The sequence below is a fragment of the Bacillus sp. Leaf49 genome (genome assembly GCF_001426125.1).
Lineage (GTDB): Bacteria > Bacillota > Bacilli > Bacillales > Bacillaceae > Bacillus > Bacillus altitudinis.
The window spans coordinates 56,911-78,019 of the sequence record NZ_LMRK01000024.1 but is presented as its reverse complement, the minus strand read 5'-3'; the positions used below and the strand labels follow the sequence as shown (position 1 = coordinate 78,019).

The window sequence follows — 21,109 nt, the reverse complement described above, 5'->3', positions numbered from 1 at the left end:
CAACTCCTACAAGACCGTCTTGACCTCAGTCTGTTCGCCTGTCACAAGTAAAACTTGTTCATCAGTGAGCGGGCATAAAGAGAGCGTATTTTGATCTTTCTCTATGATGTGCTGCGCGGCTTCACCTAAATAAGGATTGTTTATATGCGGTACCGGATAGCTGCTGATCTCATTGAATCCTTCAAAGGAAGATAATTCTAGCGCTTTCTCCTGATCATCCATCAGTGAGATGTATTCAATGCTTGGCGCCATGATAATACTCCCCGCAGATTCTCCGATATACAGCTTGCCTTTGCCGATCTCTTCTTTCAATACACGATCGAGCCCGTGCTTTCTTAATTCTTGCAGCAAATAAAAGGTATTGCCGCCAGATACATACATGACATCATTCTTCCTAATGATCTGTGTGATCTCCTGAACCGTTTGCCCGGTCAGTTGAACAGTCTCTACACGCATTTCTAATTGATGAAAGGCTTCTTTTGCTGCATCGACATAGTGCGTGACTTCTTCCACTTCACTGGCTACCGGAATGAATGTCACACTTTTTCCTTTTAAGGTGTCGCCTGCAAAGTCAGACAAGAGAGAATAGCTGTCTTTGAATGAAGAGCATAAGAACATTTTTTTCACGGTGAATCCCCTCTTCTCTTTCCTTTTTTATTTCGCCAATTCATACATGGCTTGTGCATATAGAGCAGTTGCTCGTAGTAAATCATCGATTTCGATATATTCATCCTTTTGGTGTGCGCAATCAGGTCTTCCAGGGAATAGAGGGCCAAAGGCAACACCTGCTTCTAATGACCTTGCATACGTTCCTCCCCCAATCGCAATAAGATGGGCAGGATCTCCTGTTTGTTCTTCGTAGACACGCTGTAATGTTTTCACAAGTGGATGGTCTTTTGAGACGTGATGAGGCGGACTGTCATCAAATTTCTCAATCGCTGCCCCTTTTATTCGTTCAATCCCTTTTTTGACTTCCTTACCGTCCGCTGTTACGGGATAGCGGACATTCAGCCCAAGCTTCGCTTCTTCGTTTTGCGAATAGCGGATTGTGCCCACATTCAAGGTCAAGTCACCACTAATATCATCCTTACAAGCGATGCCGAGTTTTTGTCCTCTTGTGTCTTGATTAAATAAAGCCTTTATTTGTGATGTAAATGCGAGCCCTCTTTCATCTAATTCATGCTCACATAAGAAATTCGCCATATGAATGCCCGCATTTGTGCCATTCGCCGGCTCCATTGCATGAACTGATACACCTTTTAATGTGAATGTCAGTCCATCTGCTGTATGGTTTGCCTCACCGGTTAACTGATTTTCCGCAAGATAGGCTGTAAAAGCCGTTTTTAATGCTTCAGCATCGTGATCGTTTGCTGCTGCCACAATTGCGCGAGCCTCATCTGGAACCATATTGAGACGCATGCCTGATGTGAATTGCTTGAGGATGTAACGCTTGTTTTCTTCTGATTGTTCGTATGTAAAGGATACGATGGCATCTATGATCCCTTTTTCAGCATGAATAATTGGAAAATCAGCATCTGGTGCAAACCCAATTTGTGGCATCGCCTCATGCTTGAAATAGTGATCGACGCAGCGCCAATCGCTTTCTTCATCTGTGCCAATGATGATTCGAATCTTTTTCGACAGCGGCAGACCGGCATCTTTTAACATTTTCAATGCGTAAAACGCCGCCATGGTCGGCCCTTTATCATCAATGGCTCCTCTTGCAAAGATTTTATTTTCTCTTATGTCCGCTGAAAATGGTGGGGTTGTCCAGTCGTCACCCGCAGGCACGACATCCACATGGCATAGCACACCGACGATGTCTTCGCCTTCTCCATATTCAATATGACCAGCATAACCATCAACATTTTTCACTTTGAAGCCCTCGTCCTGCCCTTTTTTGAGCATATACTGAAGAGCCTCATCCACTTTTTCACCGAACGGTTTTCCTTCTGTGCCGCCTTCTTCATCCAAGACACTTTCAATTTGTAAAAAAGATTGTGTATCTTGAATCAAACTGTCTTTTTTTCGTATGACTTCTGCTTCCCAATTCATTTTTCCATTCCTCCTTGAAAAAAGGTTGCAATCCACCCTTAAAACGAATATTATATTAAGTGTTTTGTAATAATGTTCGTAAATGGAGGATTTTATGTTTCAGTTAAAAGAGAACCAAACCAACATAAAGAAAGAATTACTCGCTGGTATGACGACATTCTTTACGATGGTATATATTGTAGCCGTCAATCCAGGAATCCTTTCAGATGCAGGCATTCCTTTTGACCAAGTCTTTACTGCAACCATTATCGCTGCTGTTGTCGGTACACTCTGGATGGCACTCTTTGCAAACTATCCAATTGCCATTGCACCAGGTATGGGGCTGAATGTCTATTTCACCGTCACTGTTGTCGGTGGTGGGGGCCTCAGCTATCAAACAGCATTTAGTGCGGTATTTGTTGCTGGAATACTCTTTATTATTTTATCGTTAACATCCCTTAGAAAACAACTCATTGAGGCGATTCCAGATAATTTAAAGTACGGGATTACAGCAGGTATCGGATTATTTATTGCATTCATTGGGCTAAGACAGTCTGGAATCATCACTGCTGATCCACAAAATCTTGTGAAGCTTGGCAATTTAAGCTCACCTGTTGTCATTTTGACACTCGTTGGTTTAATGATTTCTGTCATATTAATGGTTCTTCAAGTGTATGGAGCGCTGTTTATCGGCATGTTAGCAACCACATTAATTGCACTTGCAACAGGCCAGCTTCATTTTCCTAAAGTGCTAGTGGATACCCCAGCACTGCCTGAAGGAATGCTGATTACAAATCCATTCGCTGCGTTTGGCGATGTATTTTCCCATCACTTGTATGCTGTTGTCTTCTCCTTTTTACTTGTGACGATTTTTGATACAACAGGAACAATGATCGGGGTTGCGGAACAAGCAGGTTTAATGAAAAATGGTCAGCTCCCAAAAGTACGCAGAGCCTTACTTGCTGACTCTGCTGCGACGACAATTGGCTCAATGTTTGGAACAAGCCCAACCACAGCTTACATTGAATCCTCATCAGGAGTTGCTGCTGGCGGAAGAACTGGACTGACCTCTTTAACCGTTGCTGCATTGTTTATTGTGGCTTTGTTTTTTGGTCCACTCGTTCAAGCCATTTCGTCTTTGCCGTCCATCACTTCACCTGTCTTAATCATTGTCGGCTGTTTGATGATGAATTCAGTGTCACGTATTCGCTGGAATGAGCTTGACGAAGCATTTCCTGCTTTTCTTGTGATTCTTTCCATGCCGCTGACATCTAGCATCTCTACAGGAATTTCACTAGGATTTATTTCATATCCACTTGTGAAGCTGGCAAAAGGAAAATGGAAAGAAGTGCATATTCTTGTGCTCATTTTTGCTGTCTTATTTTTCGTGCAGCTCTTTTTCTTAGAAGGATAACCAAAATAAAAAGACACATTTCTCATTTGAATGTGTCTTTTTTGTATGAATGATTTTTTATTTTGTAAATTTTCTGTGTTTATTTTTTGATCTTTCTTAAGTGGCAATTTTCTTTATATGCCTTGTGTTTATTGGGTTGTAACCGGATTCAAATCATGATATATAACATATTTCAATTCATGAAGACAAGTTTAAAAACACGTAAAGTTGACTTTTTGGTGGAACTAGATGCATAATAACGTGTATAATAGAATAAAACATTAAGAAACACGAACATTTACCATTGTTGCATGTCCTTATGTCGCAGTTTTAGTGTAGTAAGTTGTGGTTAGTCAAGTCCATCCGATCTTATTGATAGGGAGTGGTTTTTTGAAACCTTCAACAAACCGTATGATGACTCGAATAAAATCAGTTTATATGTTCATTCAAGAGAAAGGTCTTGTGACGACACAAGAACTGGTTGATGAATTCGGGATCACACCTAGAACCATCCAAAGAGACTTAAACGTGCTTGCCTATAACGATCTTGTTCATAGTCCAAGCAGAGGCAAATGGGAAACAACGAGAAAAAAAGTAAAAATATCATCATAAGCGAATAATGAACTTCCATATAACAAAAAGAACCGGCGGTCGCCGGTTCTTTTCATTTTGTTGACAAAGGGCTAAAATGAACTTGATTTTAGCCCTTTGTCTTCTTTTTAGCGTGATAGAAAACCTTTGCAGCCCTAGGAAGGACGAGTACTGGAGCGGAGCGAATTTGACATTCGTGAGCACCAGCGCGCAGGACTGCGGGCGAATGCGAGGGTTTGTCTACACGCTAAAAGAACCGGCGATATGCCGGTTCTTTTCATTTTCTCTATATTAATCACGATTGATTAAGCTGTCTAACTCTTCCTCCGTCAATTCACGGTATTCTCCGGGCGCCAAATCTTCGTCTAATGAAACAGCCCCCATCGAGAGCCGTTTTAAAAAGATCACTTCATTGCCCACTGCTTGTGCCATCAGCTTCACTTGATGGTACTTCCCTTCAGTAATCGTTAACCGGATTCGTGTATCTGCCTCTTGGTTGGCATCTACTTCAACCTGCGCCGGCTTCGTTCGGTAGTCGTCTAAAATCACAACTCCCTCTTCTAGACGAGTGATGTCTTGATCTCCAAGCGGGTATTTTAGATGAACTTCATACGTTTTCGGGACGTGCTTTTTCGGAGATAACAATTGATGAGCAAGCTGGCCGTCATTTGTAAGGAGGAGGAGACCGACTGTATCCTTATCCAGTCTCCCCACAGGGAATGGCTCCCTTGCAATATCCTCTGGCTCTAGTAGATCGACAACCGTCTCATCTCGCAGATCCTCCGTTGCTGAAATGACACCATCTGGCTTGTTCATCATGAGATAAATGAATTCTTTATACTCTACACGCTCTCCATGCACGAGCACTTCATCATTTGTTGGATCGACATGATCTTTCACCTGCTTCGCCACTTCTCCATTCACTGTGACAGCCCGGGCCTTGACCAGCTTCTTTACATCTTTCCTTGAACCAAAGCCGGTATTGGCCAGCAATTTATCAAGCCTCATGCTTCTCCACCTCTTCTTAACTCTTTTTTCTTAAAAATGATGGCATCCGGCTGCCAAGTACACGCTCTAACAATCCAACTTTATAAGATAAGAACATATACACACCGCCGCCAGTGATCATTGAAATCAAAATAACAATACCCGCTTGTATGATTCCGCCTTCATATGAAATGACTTGACTCACAAGCTGACATGTCACATAAGCCACTACAGCCATGATTGCCGTTAAAATACCAATTAAAATAAACCGTTTGAAAATCCTGCGGAACGAATAGCCTGCATGGCGCTTGATCATGATGAACATATACAAAATCGAGGCACTGTAGCCTAATGCCGTTGCAAGCACAGAACCGTTTCCTTGCAGCCAGCTAATCAGCGGGATATTGAGAACCGTTTTAATGATGATCCCTAACAAAAGACTGACGATCGCAAATTTTTGTTTGTTAATCCCTTGTAAAATCGCTGCGTTAATGGTGAATAAAGAAAACAGTAACGCAACAGGTGCATACCAAAACAAAATAGAAGTCCCAATCTCAGGATGCACAGACGGATAGAAAAACCAATAAACTGGTCCAGCCAATGCCGAGATACCAAATGAAGCAGGCAAAACGAAGAATAAAATGACCTGCATCGTTTGATCAATTTGTCGATTCAGCAGCTTGTAATTTCGCGCTGTAAAGGATTCCGTTATGGTTGGAATCAATGTTAAACCAAATGCAGTTGCAAGTGACACAGGAATCATGACAAGCTTCGGTAAATATAGCGTCACAATAGACAGAACCGCTGTACTAATATCCTGATGTCCTGATGCAATCATCGCTCTGTTAATTGTATTTGTATCAATATAAGAATAAATTGGAATGGCAAGGCCAACAAACACATAGGGTGCTGCATAACTGAACAGCTCTGTAAACATTTGCTTATAAGATAATCCAGAATAGTCCCCTGTATTCGGCTGCATTGCCAAAAGCCGATCTTTCCGCTTCAGCCAATATAAATAAAGCGTAAATAGACCGCCAAACGCACCAATGAGTGCGGCAAATGTGGCATAACCAACCGCAATAACAAGACCGCCGTCAAGCACTTTTAAAATGATAAACGTCGCTGTTAATAGGAAGATGATTCTGACAAGTTGTTCGATGACTTGGGAAACAGCTGTCGGGCCCATCATCGAGTGGCCTTGGAAAAACCCTCGCACAAGACTCATAATGGGTACAACCAATAGACCCAAACTGACCATCCGAATCACATAAACCACTTGATCAACCGTCAAACCGCCAGTTTCATTCGATCCTCCAAGCTGAATCTTGGCAAAGATCGGTGCGGTCAAATATAAAATAGAAAAGGCGATAATACCGGTGACAAGCATGACCGACATACCCGCCCTGAACATTTTTCTTGTTGTCTCATAATCGCCGATTGCATTATATTTAGAGACGAATTTCGATACCGCTGTTGGAAAACCGAGCGTAGCAATACTTAAAAAGATCGTATACTGATTGTATCCATATTGGAATAGCGCACCACCAGTCGCTCCGACCATTGCGCTAAATGGAATTAAGTAAATCATACCAAGAATACGAGAGAGATAAGTCCCTATCGTTAAAACCAACGTACCACGAAGCAGTTTATTAGACATGCGCTTAACCACCATTTTTCTAATGAATATTCAACTTAACTATTTTAACACATCATTTCATCGCACAGGTAACAAATCCAATACAGAAGTCACAAAACCAATCAATTCATATTTCAGCCTTCCCCAATCTTCGTTATAATAGAGAAATGACTGAAAGTAGAAAGAGGAATGTAACATGAAACATTATGATGTCATTGTCATTGGCGGTGGGCCTTCTGGACTGATGGCCGCGATTGCATCGGCAGAACACGGTGCATCGGTTCTGTTAATTGACAAAGGAAACAAACTTGGCAGAAAGCTCGCCATTTCTGGCGGTGGACGCTGCAATGTGACCAATCGCCTTCCAGTAGAAGAAATTATCAAGCATATTCCCGGAAACGGACGTTTTCTATATAGTGCATTTTCTGAGTTCAATAACGAGGATATTATTTCGTTCTTTGAAAATCTAGGTATTGAACTAAAAGAAGAAGACCATGGACGTATGTTCCCTGTCTCAAACAAAGCACAATCTGTTGTGGATTCCCTATTGGATAGGCTCCGCGTGCTCAATGTGACCATTCGAACGAATGAAAAGATTAAAACCGTTCTGTATCAAGACGGACAAGCAGCTGGAATTGTTACAAATAATGATGAAAAAATTTCAAGTCATGCCGTTGTCATTGCTGTTGGCGGGAAAAGTGTGCCTCATACAGGCTCTACTGGCGATGGCTATGCATGGGCAGAAGCCGCTGGCCATACCATTACAGAGCTCTTCCCAACAGAAGTACCCGTCACGTCAGATGAGCGTTTTATTAAGGACAAAGTGCTTCAAGGTCTTTCATTAAGAAGTGTGGCCGTGAGTGTTTTAAATAAAAAAGGAAAACCCGTCGTCACTCATGTCATGGATATGATCTTTACACACTTTGGCTTATCAGGTCCTGCCGTTCTGAGATGCAGCGGATTTGTTGTGAAGGAACTGAAAAAGCAACCGGGCGTCCGTCTTCAAATTGACTTATACCCAAAGCTCAATGACGAGGAGCTATTCCAAAAGCTTCATCGCGATCTAAAAGATGAACCAAAAAAAGCCATTAAAAATGTCCTGAAATCTTGGATGCAAGAACGCTATTTATTGTTCCTTTTAGAACGAAATGGCATTGATCCGCAGGAGACATTTTCTGGTCTCGCTAAAGATAAACTCCGCGCTTTTGCGCATGATTGTAAACATTTCATCGTCCATGCAAATGGGACGCTTTCTTTAGATAAAGCCTTTGTTACAGGAGGCGGCGTTTCTGTTAAAGAAATTGAACCGAAGAAAATGGCATCTAAAAAAATGGCGGGTCTTTATTTCTGCGGAGAAATTTTAGATATTCACGGTTACACAGGCGGTTACAATATTACGTCAGCACTTGTCACAGGCAGGTTAGCTGGCATGAATGCCGCACTAGAAGTAAAGGAGAGATTCCAATGATTAGACGTGCACTTCCGATTGTCCTTGCAGTTGTCATTAGTTTGACAGCCGCTTTCTTTATGAAGCTGTCCATTACCCCGTTAAAAGTCGCCATTATTTTAGCGTTTACGATTTTCGCTGTTTGTTTAAAAGAATATGTCTACCGTCTGCGCAAACGAATTGAAGAAAAGTCATCTTCACATATCGATGGTTGATAAATGGAAGCAAAACATGTTACGGTAAAATAGAGGTCGAGTGAGAAACTCGCCTCTTTTTGTTTGAAAATAGTTGAGACAGGGGATATTAAATTAAATCCTCTGCTTAAACGTGTAGAACAACAGGAGAGTGAGATGGTGTGAAAAACGTATCAAGTGTATTTTGGATTGTGATTGCTATCACATTTGTTGCCGTTCTATGGGGAGCCCTTTCTCCAGAATCACTGCAAAATGTGACAGATCAAATTCAAACATACATTACAAATGACTTTGGCTGGTATTATTTATTAGTCGTATCGCTGCTAGTCGGCTTTTGTCTATTCTTTATCTTTAGCCCTATCGGAAAAATTACGTTAGGTAAGCCAGGTGAAGAGCCTGAATTTGGTCTATTTTCTTGGTTTGCGATGCTATTTAGTGCTGGAATGGGCATTGGGCTTGTTTTTTACGGAGCCGCTGAACCGATCAGCCACTTTGCCATTCAATCCCCAACAGGCGAGACGGAAAATGCACAAGCCTTCCGTGATTCCCTTCGTTATACCTTTTTCCACTGGGGACTTCATGCATGGGCCATTTATGCAATTGTCGCCCTTTGCATTGCATACTTTAAATTTAGAAAAGATGCACCTGGATTAATCAGTTCCACCTTATACCCAGTATTCGGAAACAGAATTCATGGATGGATTGGAAAAACCATTGATTGCATCGCAGTATTTGCAACGGTGGTAGGCGTAGCTACTAGTTTAGGACTAGGTGCCGCACAAATTAATGGCGGATTAAACTATTTATTTGGTATTCCAAATAACTTCCTAACTCAGCTCATCATTATTGCAATCGTCACGGTCCTGTTCCTTCTCTCTGCTTGGAGCGGTATTGGTAAAGGGATTAAATATTTAAGTAACACAAACATGATTCTTGCTGCTTTACTCATGTTCTTTTTACTCATTGTTGGACCAACTGTGTATATTTTAAATTCATTTACTGATTCAATCGGACAATACTTATCAAATATTGTACAAATGAGCTTTAGATTATCACCAAATGATCCTGAAAAAAGAGAATGGATTAATGGATGGACCATCTTCTATTGGGCATGGTGGATCTCTTGGTCGCCATTTGTCGGTATTTTTATTGCAAGGGTTTCACGCGGAAGAACCATTCGAGAATTTTTAATTGGTGTCTTAGTGGCTCCTTCCATCCTCGTGTTCCTTTGGTTCTCAATCTTTGGCGTATCTGCGATGGACTTGCAACAGAACAATATCGTCGATGTTGCAAACATGTCTACTGAAACGATGCTGTTTGGTGTTTTAAATGAATATCCACTTGCCATGATTACTTCCATTCTGGCACTGATCTTAATTGCGGTATTCTTTATCACATCAGCAGACTCAGCTACATTTGTTCTCGGAATGCAGACAACCTATGGATCATTAAATCCAGCGAATAGTGTAAAAATCAGCTGGGGTATTATCCAGTCAGCAGTAGCAGCAGTGCTCTTATTTTCAGGCGGTCTGCAGGCCTTGCAAAACACAGCCAAACTTGCTGCTTTACCGTTCTCTGTTGTCATCATTTTAATGATTGTATCTCTGTACAAATCATTAAATGAAGAACGAAGAGCGATTAAACAAGCAAATAAGTACAATAAACCAAGAAGTCCAAGAGTAAAAAAAGCATAATCATCACAAAAGAAAAGTCGTTCCTCATCCGAACGGCTTTTTTTCTCGTTGAAATAATTGAAGATTGTCATGACATCGTGTATTCCGATAAAATAGTGTTGAATCATCACTTTTCTACATAATGGAGGTTTATATGACGTTACCTACGTTCAAGTACAACCCAGACCCAGTTTCATTACATGTGATTAAAAAAGAGCAGACGATATGCCCCGTTTGTGAGAAAGAACGAGATTATGTATATCATGGTCCTTTTTATTCTGTTGAAGACGTTTCTGGCATTTGTCCTTGGTGCATTAAAGATGGATCAGCTGCTCAAACATATAATGGAATGTTTCAAGACGATGTGAGTTGTGATGACGTCGATCATGAAGAATATATAGATGAACTGATCTACAGAACGCCGGGTTACCGCGGATGGCAGCAGGAATATTGGTTAAGCCATTGCGGGGATTTTTGCGCGATTGTGCAGTATGTTGGATGGAAAGAGATTGAGCATTTAGAGGAAGAACTCTCAGAGGATATTGAAGAGATTTGCAGTGGTGGACATTTCACAAAAGAGAACCTGAAACAATGGCTCGTGAACGGAGGAGACTTGCAAGGCTACCTCTTTCAATGCGTTCACTGCAAAAAGCATCGTTTACATATTGACGCTAGTTGATCATGGCAAAAGGACCTTTCAGCAGGTCCTTTTATTTTTTATATAAAATGAGCGCTGAAAAACAGTAGAGCTGCTCTCCTCCTTGCTCACAGATCACCGCCACATTGTATTTAATGTCAATAATTTGGTCGTCGTCCATTCCTTTTAAAAAAAGATTGATTTCGCTTTGCAAATCTTTCTCGTGTTCTTCATCAAATACAGCTACCTTCAGCACACATGCCACTCTCCCTTCTCTTGCTACTCTATTTTTATGCAAATAGAGACGGACATATGAACAAAAAAAGCCTTCCATCTTGTCGATGAAAGGACTTCTGTTTACAGCTTCGGTTTTGTTTCTCCTGTCCATGCAAGCATGCCGCCAACGACATTGGTTGCTTGATAGCCTTGGTCTTCTAAGAAATAGCAGACATTCTCACTGCGTTTACCAGAACGGCAAATAATATAATACTCTTGTGTCTTATCAAACGCATCTAGCTTCTCAGGAATATCGCCCATTCGAATATGGACTGCCTCTGGAATCATGCCTTCTGCTACCTCTTCATCCTCACGCACATCGACGAGTTGAATGGCTTCTTCTTGCTCTAGCTTTTGCTTTAATTCTTCTATTGAAATTTCTTTTACTGACACGACTCTCATCTCTCCTTTTATTCACGGTGACACCATTATAGCAAATCATACACATCACTGCGTATTCACCCGCTTGGATTGAAGGAAAGACGGGAATCGTTTCTTCACATCAACTGCCGGCTGTTCGCTTTCAAACTCTATCTTTTTAAACACTTGATAGGCTAGCCACATGTGGCCATATGCGAGAATGCTGATGCTAAAAAATGGCACGATCCCTGGCAAATAAGCAAATAGGATAAAGAGAATAGCCGAGAAAACGAGCATAGAGAGCGTATATTGCAAATACGAGATCCCAAGTAGAAGGGAAAATTTCAAATAAAGACGCTTTTTCCAATCATAATGAGCCAGCAGCGGAAAGATATAAAACAAGCTGACAATAAACAGAAAACCAAAGATATAGATCGCAAAGCGAAGCACGTGTAAAAACCAGCTCGTTGGATAAATATAAGCAAGGTCTACATAAATAATTGTCCCGATGATGACCAGCACCACTCCAATGACATTAGAGCGTACAAATTCTTCGCGGTATACTTTCCAAAAGGTTTGAAAGACGCTGACTTGCTCATGCCCTTGTATCCACTTTCTCATCACAGAAAATAACGCTGTTGTTGCAGGCATGAAGCCAAAGATTCCAAGCCCAAGTAAAGTGAACAAAAGCCATAACAAATTTGTATAGGCGAGTCTCATCACCCACTCACACATACGCAGCATTCTGCTCATTGATCCGTCATGATCCATCTCTCGTCCCTCCTCTCTTTCTCGTTACACCGTCTCTTTTTGAAACAATTCTTCTATTTCAATCGGGCGTTTTTCTGCAACTGAGCGCCACATGCCTTCGCCAAGTGCAATGGAATAAGCCCCCGCCTCTGCTCCTGCCGAAATGTCATAAGGAATGAGCGGATCTTTTCCTAAAAATAAATCTGCTAATAATAGCGGATCTCCGCCTCCATGACCACCTGATTGCTTCACAACTTCAATCGTTTCTTTTCCACCAAACATCGGGTAGTATGCAATTGTCTGTTCAGGGAATTGAAAAGGGATTCTCGATGGCACATGAAACTCATTTGTTTCAATCCGTCCCTTCGTCCCGTTAATCGCAAGCCGGTAGCCTTCATATGGCGCTGAAAATTGAATCGAGTAACTTAACAAAGCCCCCTGATCATAAGCCACTGACGCCACATATGTATCCTCAATATCAATTTCTTGATCAAAAATACAGGCATCCGGGCGATAATTCGAGTATTGCTTTGACTGCTGCTCACCTGATTCAATATGGTCATCCTCCACCTTTGTGCGCTCTACCCGCGGATTCCACCTTGCTTCATAATGACAGGTATCTCTTACATGACACGTTCCACAATATCGATTCTCTTCACCCTGCAAAGGATTCCAAGGACTTTCATCCCCATAATAATTCAGTGCGCCATAGGCAAATACTTGCTTCGGCTTTTGATCAATCCACCAGTTGACCAAGTCAAAGTGATGGGTCGATTTATGAATAGACAGACCACCTGAATATTGACGCGAGCGGTTCCACCTTTTGAAATAACTCGCTCCGTGATACGTATCAATGAGCCAGCTTAACTCAACAGACGTGACCCTCCCAATCTTTCCATCTAAAATGAGCTCTTTTATCTTTCGATGGAATGGATTGTAGCGATAATTAAAGGTGACGGTGACCTTTCCTTTGCTTTCTGCCTCTTTTTCCATCACCTCTTTGGCGTCTTTTACTGTTGTGACCATCGGCTTTTCCGTTATGACATCCAGATCATGATCCAGTGCCTGCAGGATATATGTGACATGTGTATCATCTCGCCCCGCCACAATGACGATATCTGGTCTTGCTTCCTTCACCATCTGACCAAATGCATCCTCATGAAAAAATGAGACGCCCCTTAGTGATGGAAAACGCTCCTGACAAAGTGTATACCGCTTCTCATCTACATCTAGGAGCCCTGTAATCCTGTAATGCTCGTTAAAATCCTCGGTGAGCGGTTTGATAAACATATTGAAAGCACGGTGACTGAGCCCGCAAACGGCGACCCTTTTCACATTCCCCCACCCCTTTTTCTATTGGTTTTCACGAAGCTGCTTCATGAGAGACAGTGCCTCTTTAGATTTCTCCCCATACACAGGAATGAAGGCGACCATATCTCGATGTAATCGAAAGGTATAGCCATTTAGCTGCTTTGTTCCTTTCTTGATTTGGACCGCATAATCGACTGTATTTCCCGTCTTTGCATCTTCTACCGTATATGGTCCTGCCCCTTCGCCATCTACCCGCATCTCTTCAAGCAGCTGAAAGCTTTCAGGATCATCATATGTTCTAAACATTTCTTCCGGGACAAACATCACGTCCCCCTCTTTTGCAGTTATTTCAACAAGAAGTTTTTCAGGAATTGCAGGGAAGATGTGAACATCGTATGTCTCCTGATTTGGTTGAAAAGCTTTCTCCACTAATTGGTCTTTCATTGCTTTTGACATGTCAGAAAAAATAAGGACATCAATCCCCTCTGTTTTCCCCTGACAGGCGGACAAATAAAAGGCAGCGATGAAGCTGAGGAGCCATGCCGCAGCCTTTTGATGCCGCCTCATACCTTTTGAAACACAGACAGCTTTTCTAGTTCAGTTAACGCCATAATAAAAGCGCCTGCTCCATGCAAATCATTCGTGCTCCGCTCTCTGCCAACGTAATAATCATAAAATCCCGCAGATGTTCCAATACAAATATCGTTCACTGTAAAATCGCCGTTGTCTTTTTCCTCCGTTTTATACTCAATCAACCCTTGATACGCTTTGACCACGTGATCAACATATCGAAGACTGACATATCCTTCATTCATGGCTTTTGCCATCGCATACATGAATAGACATGACCCTGAGCTTTCAAGCCAATTGTCGCTATGACTTCCTTTATCAATGATTTGATGCCATAGACCCGTTTTGTCGTCCTGATACTTTGCTACACTTTCCAGCATATCTGTCAGTGTGTCCTTCCACAATTTTCGTCCTTCATGACCTTCTGGCAAATCTTCGATCATATCGGCTAACGCAAGGACATACCAGCCAAAGGATCTTGCCCAAAATTCTGGGGAACAGCCCGTCTGTTGATCAGCCCATGGCATCACTTTCCGTTCATCCCATGCATGATAGTAAAGGCCCGTTTTTTCATCTTTGGTATGCTTTCTCATGAGATGCTCTTGATGGATGACCATGTCCACCAGCTCCGATTCTCCTGTCAACTGGGCATACTTTAAAGCAAAAGGTCCACCCATATAAAGACCATCTAGCCACATTTGATAGGCATAATTGTCTTTATGCCAGAAACCACCCTCAGACGTGCGATTCAGCGTCCGGTAAAGCCCCCGAAGCTTTTCTGCTGCCTTCACATACCGCTTCTCTCCCGTTCTTTCAATCAGCGGGAATAAAATGAGCCCTGCTTGAATGGCATCAAGCTCGTCTCTGCGGAATAACAGATTCCCATGGTCATCAATGAGTGAGTCAGCATAATTTTTCACATAATCAAAGTACGCCTCGTTTTCTGTTGCTTCGTAAAGCTTCATCACTCCGCAAAGGAAAACCCCTTGATGATAGTGCCACCTTCCAGCTGGCGGAAGTTCAATCGGTGTATACGCTTTCATTATTGTTTGTGCTAATTTCTCTGCATGCTCAAGCGGTGATCCCTTTTCAATCGATAATGTCATTGGTCTTCATCTCCCCTTTTAATAAATCCCTTCTTCTCCAAACTTCTTCGCTAAACGGTTCGCCATCATGACCAAAATAAGTCCAACAGCTGCTTTAAATAAACCAACAGCAGTACTATAGCTGAATTGTCCTTGCTTCAGACCAGCTGTATACACATACGTATCAAAAATCTCTGCGACTTCCCTGTTGGTCGCATTGAGTAATAAATAGACATGCTCAAATCCAAGTTCTAATGTATCACCAATTTTTAAAATGAGTAGTACAACAATGACGCTTTTAATCGCAGGAAGGGTGATGTGCCACATTTGTCTGAGTCTGCCGGCTCCATCCATTTTTGCTGCTTCATATAGCTGCGGATCTACTGCTGTAATCGCTGCAAGATAAATAATGGTTGACCAACCCGCTTCTCTCCAGATTACCTGCAAAATGTACATGGGTCTAAACCATTCTTGACTAAGAAGGAAGTTAATCTTTTCTCCTCCGAAGAAAGCAATCAATTCATTGATTAACCCGCCATCTACCGTTAACAAAACAAAAGATAAGGACACCACAATCACCCATGACATGAAGTGAGGAATATAAATCATTGTCTGAACAAATTTCTTAAACAGTGCCAATCTGACCTCGTTTAAAAGAAGGGCTAATAAGATTGGAATCGGAAAGAAAATCACGACATTCATGGCAAATAAAATGAGCGTATTTTTTAATAAGATGAAAAATGTTGGTTCTGTAAATAAGCGAATAAAGTGTTTGAAGCCAACCCACTCACTGCCAAGAATTCCGAGAAACGGCTGGTAATCTTGAAAGGCAATGATCAGCCCCCACATAGGGACATATTTAAAGACAAGAAAATAAAGGAGCCCTGGCAAAATCATTAAATACAGAAATTTTTGACTAAGCAATTGATTAAGTAAGCGCTTTCTCTTTTCTTTTTTCAAAGCTGCCGCAGGCACACCCTTGGCAGTGACATCCTGTGTTTTCACAGATAAAGCCTCCCCTCATGCTGATGCATGTGTTAACTGTATCTTAAGGATGAAAAATCCGTCTACAATCATATCATCAGATCATATTTACTCAGGGGAAGCTACTCAAAACGTTACATAAAACATAAGAAAATGATCCTAATCTCAGAAAATGATTATTGACAAACCTACCAGATTTTTGGATTAATAAACTAAGGGGAAAAGATTGTTTCGTTTGAAATGGGGGGTTTTATGAAAAGAAAGCAGTATAAATTTTATTACAAGCTGGTGACGTTTTTTTTCGTGCTTAGTACGATTCCTGTTATTATTGTCGGTATTTTTTCTTATCAGCATTCGCAAAAAACTGCACTCGAAAATATTTCAAATGAAAAGCTGGACAGCGTCAAACAAACGCAATCCAATATTGAGCATATTTTAAAGACAGTAGATCATTCTCTCACTCACTATGTCAGTTCGCCGCCTCTCCTTCAAACACTGGCAGAACCTTTAAATCCAGACCAATTCCAACTTTATAATCAAGTCCAGCAAGAACTGAATTACCTGCAAACCTTCGACACCGATCTCTCCAATATTACACTTGTTAGTAAAATGGAAGATTGGTACATGAACAATTCTGGTCTTTATCATGTATCAAACGGAGATCAAGAGAAAGCGTTAACCTCTTACCTCAATATTCCGAGTCATTCCAGCTGGGCACTTGAAGAAAATAATCCACTTGTCTCAACAAAAGAAGGAAAGACATCCTTTTGCAAATACAATGTGAATTTAATCAAGCAGCTTCCGATGAATAGTGTCCAAAAGAAGGGGATCGCCGTCGCCAGCATTCCAAGCTGCGTGATTGCTGACAACATGCCTGACTTCTCTCAATCTGATAGTATGTTTGTCATTGATACAAACGGAAAAGTGCTGCTACATAATCGAAAAGAACAAATTGGTGACTCGTTAAAAAATCAAGATTTCGTCAAACATGTCCTGTCACTTGAAGAACGATCCGGACAATTTGATATGAAAATCGATGAACTAAACTATCAAATTACGTTTCAAAAATCAGATTATAACGAATGGACATACTTATCCTTTGTCTCCATTCCAGAACTAAAGCAGCAAACGAAATCAATCGGGTGGATCACCTTTATTATTTGCTTTATTTTGTTAGCGCTTTCATTATTATTTTCATGGTTTGGCTCTAGACACTTTTATAAACCGATTCGCTTATTATACGAATCCTTTGCACGTAATGAGTCGTTTTTGCATAAACAGCCTTTCCAAAATGAATTTGAGCTCATCGAATCGAGCATTAAACAAATGAAAGATCAAAACAATGATCTAGAGGAACGGATTGAACAGCAAGTAACACACTTACAGCAATACTTTATGGTGCGGCTGCTGCTTGGCAAGCTGACGGAAGAAGAGATTCACAACCGATTTCAAAGTCTAGGCTTTCCTCGTGACTGGTCCCATTTGTCCATGCTTGTGACCCAAATCGATACACTAAAAGGAACGCCGTATGAAAAAAAGGATGCAGACTTGCTTTTATTTGCGATAAATGGACTGATTGAGCAGATTATTCCGCTAGAGGAGCACCTTCAGCCGACCGTTGTCAATCAGCATCAAACGACGATTGTCCTCAATCAATCGAAGTCAGAAGAGGAATTTACTGAATATTTAAATCAATTAGCCGAAACAATTCAGCAGCGGATTGAGGAAGAGCTGGGCTTGTCGATCAGCATTGGGATCAGTCGCTCATTTAAAGAGCTCTCTATGGCCAAACATGCTTATATTGAGGGAAAAGAAGCCTTAAAATATAGGCTCAAAGCAGAGAAAAAATCCATTCTTTTATACGAGCACATTCAGCAAGGAAAGACGTTTAAGACTCATTTCCCAAAACAACTGCAGCATGATTTATTTGATGCCATTAAAGCAGGCGATCAAGGCAAGGCAGATCACTATTTACATGTGCTTCTGCAATCCATTTTTTCTAAAAATGCTGGACCACATGAGTACCAGATTGCTCTCGCTCGTTTTTTAAACAATCTCATCGAGCTGATGCATTTGCTAGGCATTGAATTGTTTGAAGTCGAAGATAATAAAATGCTCTATGATACGATCTTTGAGTTTAAAACGTTTGAAGATACAGAAGCGTGGCTGAAACATGAGATCATTCGACCCATCATTGATCAGCTCGGCGCGCGTGAAGACTCTCAATATAAAAATATCTCTGAGAAAATCATTCATATCATTCATCAAGAATTTGACTCAGATCTGACATTGGACGAAATCGCTACACGCCTGCACTACAACCCAAATTATTTAAGCAGTATTTTTAGAAAAGAAATGGATATCTCCTTTAGTGAATATCTCTCGTCTTACAGACATCATGTCGCCAAAAACTGGTTGGTGGAGACGGATATGTCGGTGAAAGAAATTTCGGAAAAGCTAAAATATAAAAATCCGCAAAATTTCATCCGCTCCTTTAAAAAGCTGGAAGGCACGACACCTGGGAAATACCGTGATCAGAAAAAAGGCACATAAAGCAAAGTCCCGCTCTCACAAGAAGCGGGACTTTTTTATTTAAACTGTTCATTTAGAATACTGTCTTCCAGCACTGAAAGCGGCTCGCCATACACTCGTTCAATATGGGCTGCCCCCCAATCACATAACGCATTTAAAATTCGCTCAAGTGACTGTCCGTATTCACTTAATTCATATTCCACTTTGGGCGGCACTTGTTCATATACAATGCGGTTAATCACACCGTCATTTTCAAGCTCTCGCAGCTGCTGTGTGAGCATTTTTTGCGTGATATTTGGCATGAGGCGCTTCAGTTCACTCGTCCGCTTTTTCCCATGTGTTAAATGACATAAAATGACACACTTCCATTTCCCGCCGATCACTTCAAGCGTTGCTTCCACAGAGATATTATATTTCTTCTTTTCCAACGTCGCTTCACTCCTTTTGATGCTGAACAGGCACTTTTTAGTACCTATATTACAAAAAAGTACGTACTTTTTTTTCTGTCATCTATGTTAGATAATAACTCTTGCCGATCGGCTTCGTCTATTAAAATGTCATGAAAGAAGGATGTGAATCACGATGCAAAACAAACAAAATCACTTTGCCCTTCTCGCACTAGCGATTAGTGCATTTGCTATAGGTACAACTGAATTTATCTCTGTAGGTCTCCTGCCGATGATCTCAGAGGACTTTGGCGTGAGTGTCAGTCAGGCCGGCTGGACCGTTTCTTTATATGCGCTCGGTGTTACCTTTGGCGCACCAATTCTAACCTCACTTACGTCAACGATGAAAAAAAAGACATTGCTTTTGCTCATTATGCTCGTCTTTTTGATCGGAAATACACTCGCCACGATTGCCCCGACTTTTTCTGTACTCTTAATCGGACGAGTGATTTCAGCCCTATCACATGGCGTATTTATGTCGATTGGCTCGACCATTGCCGCAAGCCTAGTGGTGAAAGAAAAGCGGGCAAGCGCTATTGCCTTTATGTTCACTGGTTTAACAGTCGCTACTGTGACCGGTGTGCCATTCGGTACGTTTCTTGGTCATGAGCTCGGCTGGCGGACGTCATTTGGTGTGATTGTTATGATTGGCCTAATCGCACTGATTTCTAACTATTTCCTTGTTCCGTCTCAATTGAAACAGGGCGTGAAAACAACGTTTAAGGATCAAGCATCCTTATTAAAGACGAAAAGAATGTTGCTTTTATTTGTCATTACTGCTACAGGGTATGGAGGAACTTTTGTCGTCTTCACCTATTTATCCCCACTCTTGCAGCATGTGACAGGTCTTGCGCCTGGAACAGTTGCCTTGATCCTGCTGTTATACGGGATGACCATCGCCGCTGGGAATGTCATTGGCGGAAAAGCAGCGAATAAACAGCCAATGAAGGCACTGATTTATATGTTTATCATTCAAAGTCTCATCTTGTTTATCCTTAGCTTTACTGCTGGATTTATGACACTCGGGATTGGAACTGTGATGCTGATGGGACTGTTTGCTTTCATGAATGTACCCGGCCTTCAAGTTGCCGTCGTTGATTTTGCAGAAAGGTATACACCTGGAGCTGTCGATGTTGCTTCCGCTCTGAATATCGCTGCCTTTAATGCGGGTATCGCCATTGGTTCATTTTTAGGCGGCATCGTGACAGATACCCTTGGGCTTGTGCATACCGGCTGGGTTGGCGGCATCATGGTGCTCATAGCGGCCATACTCACGATGGTGAGTCATCAAATCGAACAAAAAGAATACAAACAAACCATTTAAAGGAGACTTTCATATGAACGATTTACAAAGTACAAAAACATTAAACAACGGCGTCCGCATGCCCGGATTTGGTCTTGGGGTCTTTCAGGTTGAAGAGGGAACGGAATTAATTGAAGCTGTTAAAACAGCCATTCAATTAGGATATCGCAGTATTGATACAGCTTCTATTTACGGCAATGAAGAAGGTGTTGGACGAGGCATACAACTTGGTCTAGCAGAAACAGGCCTTCGCCGCGAAGACATCTTTGTGACATCCAAAGTGTGGAATGCCGATTTAGGATATGAAGCGACACTAAAAGCATACGAAGACAGCCTGAAAAAACTTCAGCTTGATTATCTTGATCTGTATTTAATTCACTGGCCAGTTGAAAGGAAATACAAGGAAGCATGGCGCGCGCTTGAAACGCTGTACCGTGAAGGAAAAGTCAGAGCCATCGGTGTGAGTAACTTCCAGCCGCATCATCTAGACGAATTATTGAAAGATGCGGACATCATTCCAGCGATTAATCAAGTCGAGTTTCATCCAAAACTCACGCAGGAAACGCTGTTTACGTATTTGAAAACACATGGCATCCAAATGGAAGCCTGGTCACCACTTATGCAGGGAGAGCTGCTGCACCACCCGCTGATCACTGAGCTTGCGGGCACATACAGCAAAACACCTGCTCAAATTATTTTGCGCTGGGATGTGCAAAAAGGCGTCATTACGATTCCTAAATCAACGAAAGCCCATCGTTTAAAAGAAAATGCCGATATTTTCGATTTTGTCCTATCTGATGAGGATATGAAGCGCCTGTCTGCCTTAAATGAAAATAAACGAATTGGTCCTGATCCCGACAACTTCGACTTTTAATGAAAACACCCCCGCTTTTTACT

General features: G+C 41.6%; 21 protein-coding genes. 9 read left to right on the top strand and 12 right to left on the bottom strand.

The window, feature by feature from the left end; translation table 11 throughout:
• Window positions 1–6 precede the first annotated feature (6 nt).
• Both ASG46_RS18000 and pepV read right to left on the bottom strand, forming a co-directional pair.
• Complete coding sequence (locus tag ASG46_RS18000; protein ID WP_046344245.1) at window positions 7–627, bottom strand: Type 1 glutamine amidotransferase-like domain-containing protein; 621 nt, start codon at window positions 625–627, stop codon at window positions 7–9.
• Between the two features lie 27 nt (window positions 628–654).
• Window positions 655–2,055 (bottom strand): dipeptidase PepV, encoded by a 1,401-nt coding sequence (gene pepV / locus ASG46_RS17995; RefSeq protein ID WP_056705478.1) that lies wholly within the window; start codon window positions 2,053–2,055, stop codon window positions 655–657.
• Window positions 2,056–2,149: 94 nt separating this feature from the next.
• Here pepV and ASG46_RS17990 point away from each other — a divergent pair, with 94 nt between their 5' ends.
• Window positions 2,150–3,448: an NCS2 family permease gene (locus ASG46_RS17990; protein ID WP_056705477.1), complete on the top strand. Its 1,299-nt coding sequence runs from the start codon at window positions 2,150–2,152 to the stop codon at window positions 3,446–3,448.
• A gap of 369 nt (window positions 3,449–3,817) precedes the next feature.
• The gene (locus ASG46_RS17985) at window positions 3,818–4,039 is read left to right on the top strand and encodes a DeoR family transcriptional regulator (protein ID WP_008356419.1); all 222 of its coding nucleotides are present in this window, start codon (window positions 3,818–3,820) and stop codon (window positions 4,037–4,039) included.
• A gap of 270 nt (window positions 4,040–4,309) precedes the next feature.
• Here ASG46_RS17985 and ASG46_RS17980 read toward each other — a convergent pair whose 3' ends face one another.
• On the bottom strand, window positions 4,310–5,026 hold the full coding sequence (locus ASG46_RS17980) for a pseudouridine synthase (protein WP_041093418.1): 717 nt from the start codon (window positions 5,024–5,026) through the stop codon (window positions 4,310–4,312).
• A gap of 16 nt (window positions 5,027–5,042) precedes the next feature.
• Window positions 5,043–6,665: a putative polysaccharide biosynthesis protein gene (locus ASG46_RS17975; RefSeq protein ID WP_017358331.1), complete on the bottom strand. Its 1,623-nt coding sequence runs from the start codon at window positions 6,663–6,665 to the stop codon at window positions 5,043–5,045.
• 175 nt (window positions 6,666–6,840) lie between these two features.
• Between ASG46_RS17975 and ASG46_RS17970 the strand changes: the two genes are divergently transcribed.
• The 4 genes from ASG46_RS17970 to ASG46_RS17955 all read left to right on the top strand — a co-directional run bounded on the left by ASG46_RS17970 (window position 6,841) and on the right by ASG46_RS17955 (window position 10,637).
• On the top strand, window positions 6,841–8,112 hold the full coding sequence (locus tag ASG46_RS17970) for an NAD(P)/FAD-dependent oxidoreductase (RefSeq protein ID WP_056705474.1): 1,272 nt from the start codon (window positions 6,841–6,843) through the stop codon (window positions 8,110–8,112).
• On the top strand, window positions 8,109–8,306 hold the full coding sequence (locus ASG46_RS17965; RefSeq protein WP_056705471.1) for a hypothetical protein: 198 nt from the start codon (window positions 8,109–8,111) through the stop codon (window positions 8,304–8,306). Before ASG46_RS17970 ends, ASG46_RS17965 begins: the two co-directional genes overlap by 4 nt.
• Before the next feature lie 140 nt (window positions 8,307–8,446).
• Complete coding sequence (gene opuD / locus ASG46_RS17960; protein ID WP_056705466.1) at window positions 8,447–9,979, top strand: glycine betaine transporter OpuD; 1,533 nt, start codon at window positions 8,447–8,449, stop codon at window positions 9,977–9,979.
• Between the two features lie 133 nt (window positions 9,980–10,112).
• Window positions 10,113–10,637, top strand: a complete 525-nt coding sequence (locus tag ASG46_RS17955; protein WP_017358334.1) for a CbrC family protein — start codon at window positions 10,113–10,115, stop codon at window positions 10,635–10,637.
• 31 nt (window positions 10,638–10,668) lie between these two features.
• Here the strand turns inward: ASG46_RS17955 and ASG46_RS17950 are convergent, their stop codons facing one another.
• The 7 genes from ASG46_RS17950 to ASG46_RS17920 form a co-directional block, all read right to left on the bottom strand.
• Window positions 10,669–10,851, bottom strand: coding sequence for a sporulation protein Cse60 (locus tag ASG46_RS17950; protein WP_003217582.1), 183 nt, complete (start codon window positions 10,849–10,851; stop codon window positions 10,669–10,671).
• 101 nt (window positions 10,852–10,952) lie between these two features.
• The gene (locus ASG46_RS17945) at window positions 10,953–11,264 is read right to left on the bottom strand and encodes a rhodanese-like domain-containing protein (RefSeq protein ID WP_017358336.1); all 312 of its coding nucleotides are present in this window, start codon (window positions 11,262–11,264) and stop codon (window positions 10,953–10,955) included.
• Between the two features lie 54 nt (window positions 11,265–11,318).
• Window positions 11,319–12,002 (bottom strand): YesL family protein, encoded by a 684-nt coding sequence (locus ASG46_RS17940; protein WP_035702083.1) that lies wholly within the window; start codon window positions 12,000–12,002, stop codon window positions 11,319–11,321.
• Window positions 12,003–12,026: 24 nt separating this feature from the next.
• Entirely contained in the window at window positions 12,027–13,316 is a 1,290-nt protein-coding gene (locus tag ASG46_RS17935; RefSeq protein WP_056705463.1) for a Gfo/Idh/MocA family protein, read from the bottom strand.
• An 18-nt stretch (window positions 13,317–13,334) separates the two neighbouring features.
• On the bottom strand, window positions 13,335–13,859 hold the full coding sequence (locus ASG46_RS17930; protein WP_056705460.1) for a hypothetical protein: 525 nt from the start codon (window positions 13,857–13,859) through the stop codon (window positions 13,335–13,337).
• Complete coding sequence (locus ASG46_RS17925) at window positions 13,856–14,968, bottom strand: glycoside hydrolase family 88/105 protein (RefSeq protein WP_056705458.1); 1,113 nt, start codon at window positions 14,966–14,968, stop codon at window positions 13,856–13,858. Before ASG46_RS17925 ends, ASG46_RS17930 begins: the two co-directional genes overlap by 4 nt.
• 18 nt (window positions 14,969–14,986) lie before the next feature.
• Window positions 14,987–15,952 (bottom strand): ABC transporter permease, encoded by a 966-nt coding sequence (locus tag ASG46_RS17920; RefSeq protein ID WP_008343019.1) that lies wholly within the window; start codon window positions 15,950–15,952, stop codon window positions 14,987–14,989.
• Window positions 15,953–16,183: 231 nt separating this feature from the next.
• On the opposite strand from ASG46_RS17920, the gene ASG46_RS17915 reads away from it, so the two are divergent.
• Complete coding sequence (locus tag ASG46_RS17915; protein ID WP_019743703.1) at window positions 16,184–18,484, top strand: helix-turn-helix domain-containing protein; 2,301 nt, start codon at window positions 16,184–16,186, stop codon at window positions 18,482–18,484.
• 35 nt (window positions 18,485–18,519) lie between these two features.
• Here ASG46_RS17915 and ASG46_RS17910 read toward each other — a convergent pair whose 3' ends face one another.
• Entirely contained in the window at window positions 18,520–18,891 is a 372-nt protein-coding gene (locus ASG46_RS17910) for a winged helix-turn-helix transcriptional regulator (RefSeq protein WP_008343017.1), read from the bottom strand.
• Between the two features lie 154 nt (window positions 18,892–19,045).
• Here ASG46_RS17910 and ASG46_RS17905 point away from each other — a divergent pair, with 154 nt between their 5' ends.
• Both ASG46_RS17905 and ASG46_RS17900 read left to right on the top strand, forming a co-directional pair.
• Window positions 19,046–20,233, top strand: coding sequence for an MFS transporter (locus ASG46_RS17905; RefSeq protein ID WP_056705455.1), 1,188 nt, complete (start codon window positions 19,046–19,048; stop codon window positions 20,231–20,233).
• 13 nt (window positions 20,234–20,246) lie between these two features.
• Entirely contained in the window at window positions 20,247–21,086 is an 840-nt protein-coding gene (locus ASG46_RS17900; RefSeq protein WP_056705452.1) for an aldo/keto reductase, read from the top strand.
• Window positions 21,087–21,109: the final 23 nt, after the last annotated feature.

What these genes read in the sequence shown, in the direction of transcription:
- pepV (WP_056705478.1), bottom strand. Translation starts at nt 2,055, where the DNA reads ATGAATTGGGAAGCAGAAGTCATACGAAAAAAAGACAGTTTGATTCAA.
- ASG46_RS17990 (WP_056705477.1), top strand. Translation starts at nt 2,150, where the DNA reads ATGTTTCAGTTAAAAGAGAACCAAACCAACATAAAGAAAGAATTACTC.
- ASG46_RS17980 (WP_041093418.1), bottom strand. Translation starts at nt 5,026, where the DNA reads ATGAGGCTTGATAAATTGCTGGCCAATACCGGCTTTGGTTCAAGGAAA.
- ASG46_RS17975 (WP_017358331.1), bottom strand. Translation starts at nt 6,665, where the DNA reads ATGTCTAATAAACTGCTTCGTGGTACGTTGGTTTTAACGATAGGGACT.
- ASG46_RS17970 (WP_056705474.1), top strand. Translation starts at nt 6,841, where the DNA reads ATGAAACATTATGATGTCATTGTCATTGGCGGTGGGCCTTCTGGACTG.
- ASG46_RS17965 (WP_056705471.1), top strand. Translation starts at nt 8,109, where the DNA reads ATGATTAGACGTGCACTTCCGATTGTCCTTGCAGTTGTCATTAGTTTG.
- ASG46_RS17955 (WP_017358334.1), top strand. Translation starts at nt 10,113, where the DNA reads ATGACGTTACCTACGTTCAAGTACAACCCAGACCCAGTTTCATTACAT.
- ASG46_RS17940 (WP_035702083.1), bottom strand. Translation starts at nt 12,002, where the DNA reads ATGGATCATGACGGATCAATGAGCAGAATGCTGCGTATGTGTGAGTGG.
- ASG46_RS17930 (WP_056705460.1), bottom strand. Translation starts at nt 13,859, where the DNA reads ATGAGGCGGCATCAAAAGGCTGCGGCATGGCTCCTCAGCTTCATCGCT.
- ASG46_RS17925 (WP_056705458.1), bottom strand. Translation starts at nt 14,968, where the DNA reads ATGACATTATCGATTGAAAAGGGATCACCGCTTGAGCATGCAGAGAAA.
- ASG46_RS17915 (WP_019743703.1), top strand. Translation starts at nt 16,184, where the DNA reads ATGAAAAGAAAGCAGTATAAATTTTATTACAAGCTGGTGACGTTTTTT.
- ASG46_RS17905 (WP_056705455.1), top strand. Translation starts at nt 19,046, where the DNA reads ATGCAAAACAAACAAAATCACTTTGCCCTTCTCGCACTAGCGATTAGT.
- ASG46_RS17900 (WP_056705452.1), top strand. Translation starts at nt 20,247, where the DNA reads ATGAACGATTTACAAAGTACAAAAACATTAAACAACGGCGTCCGCATG.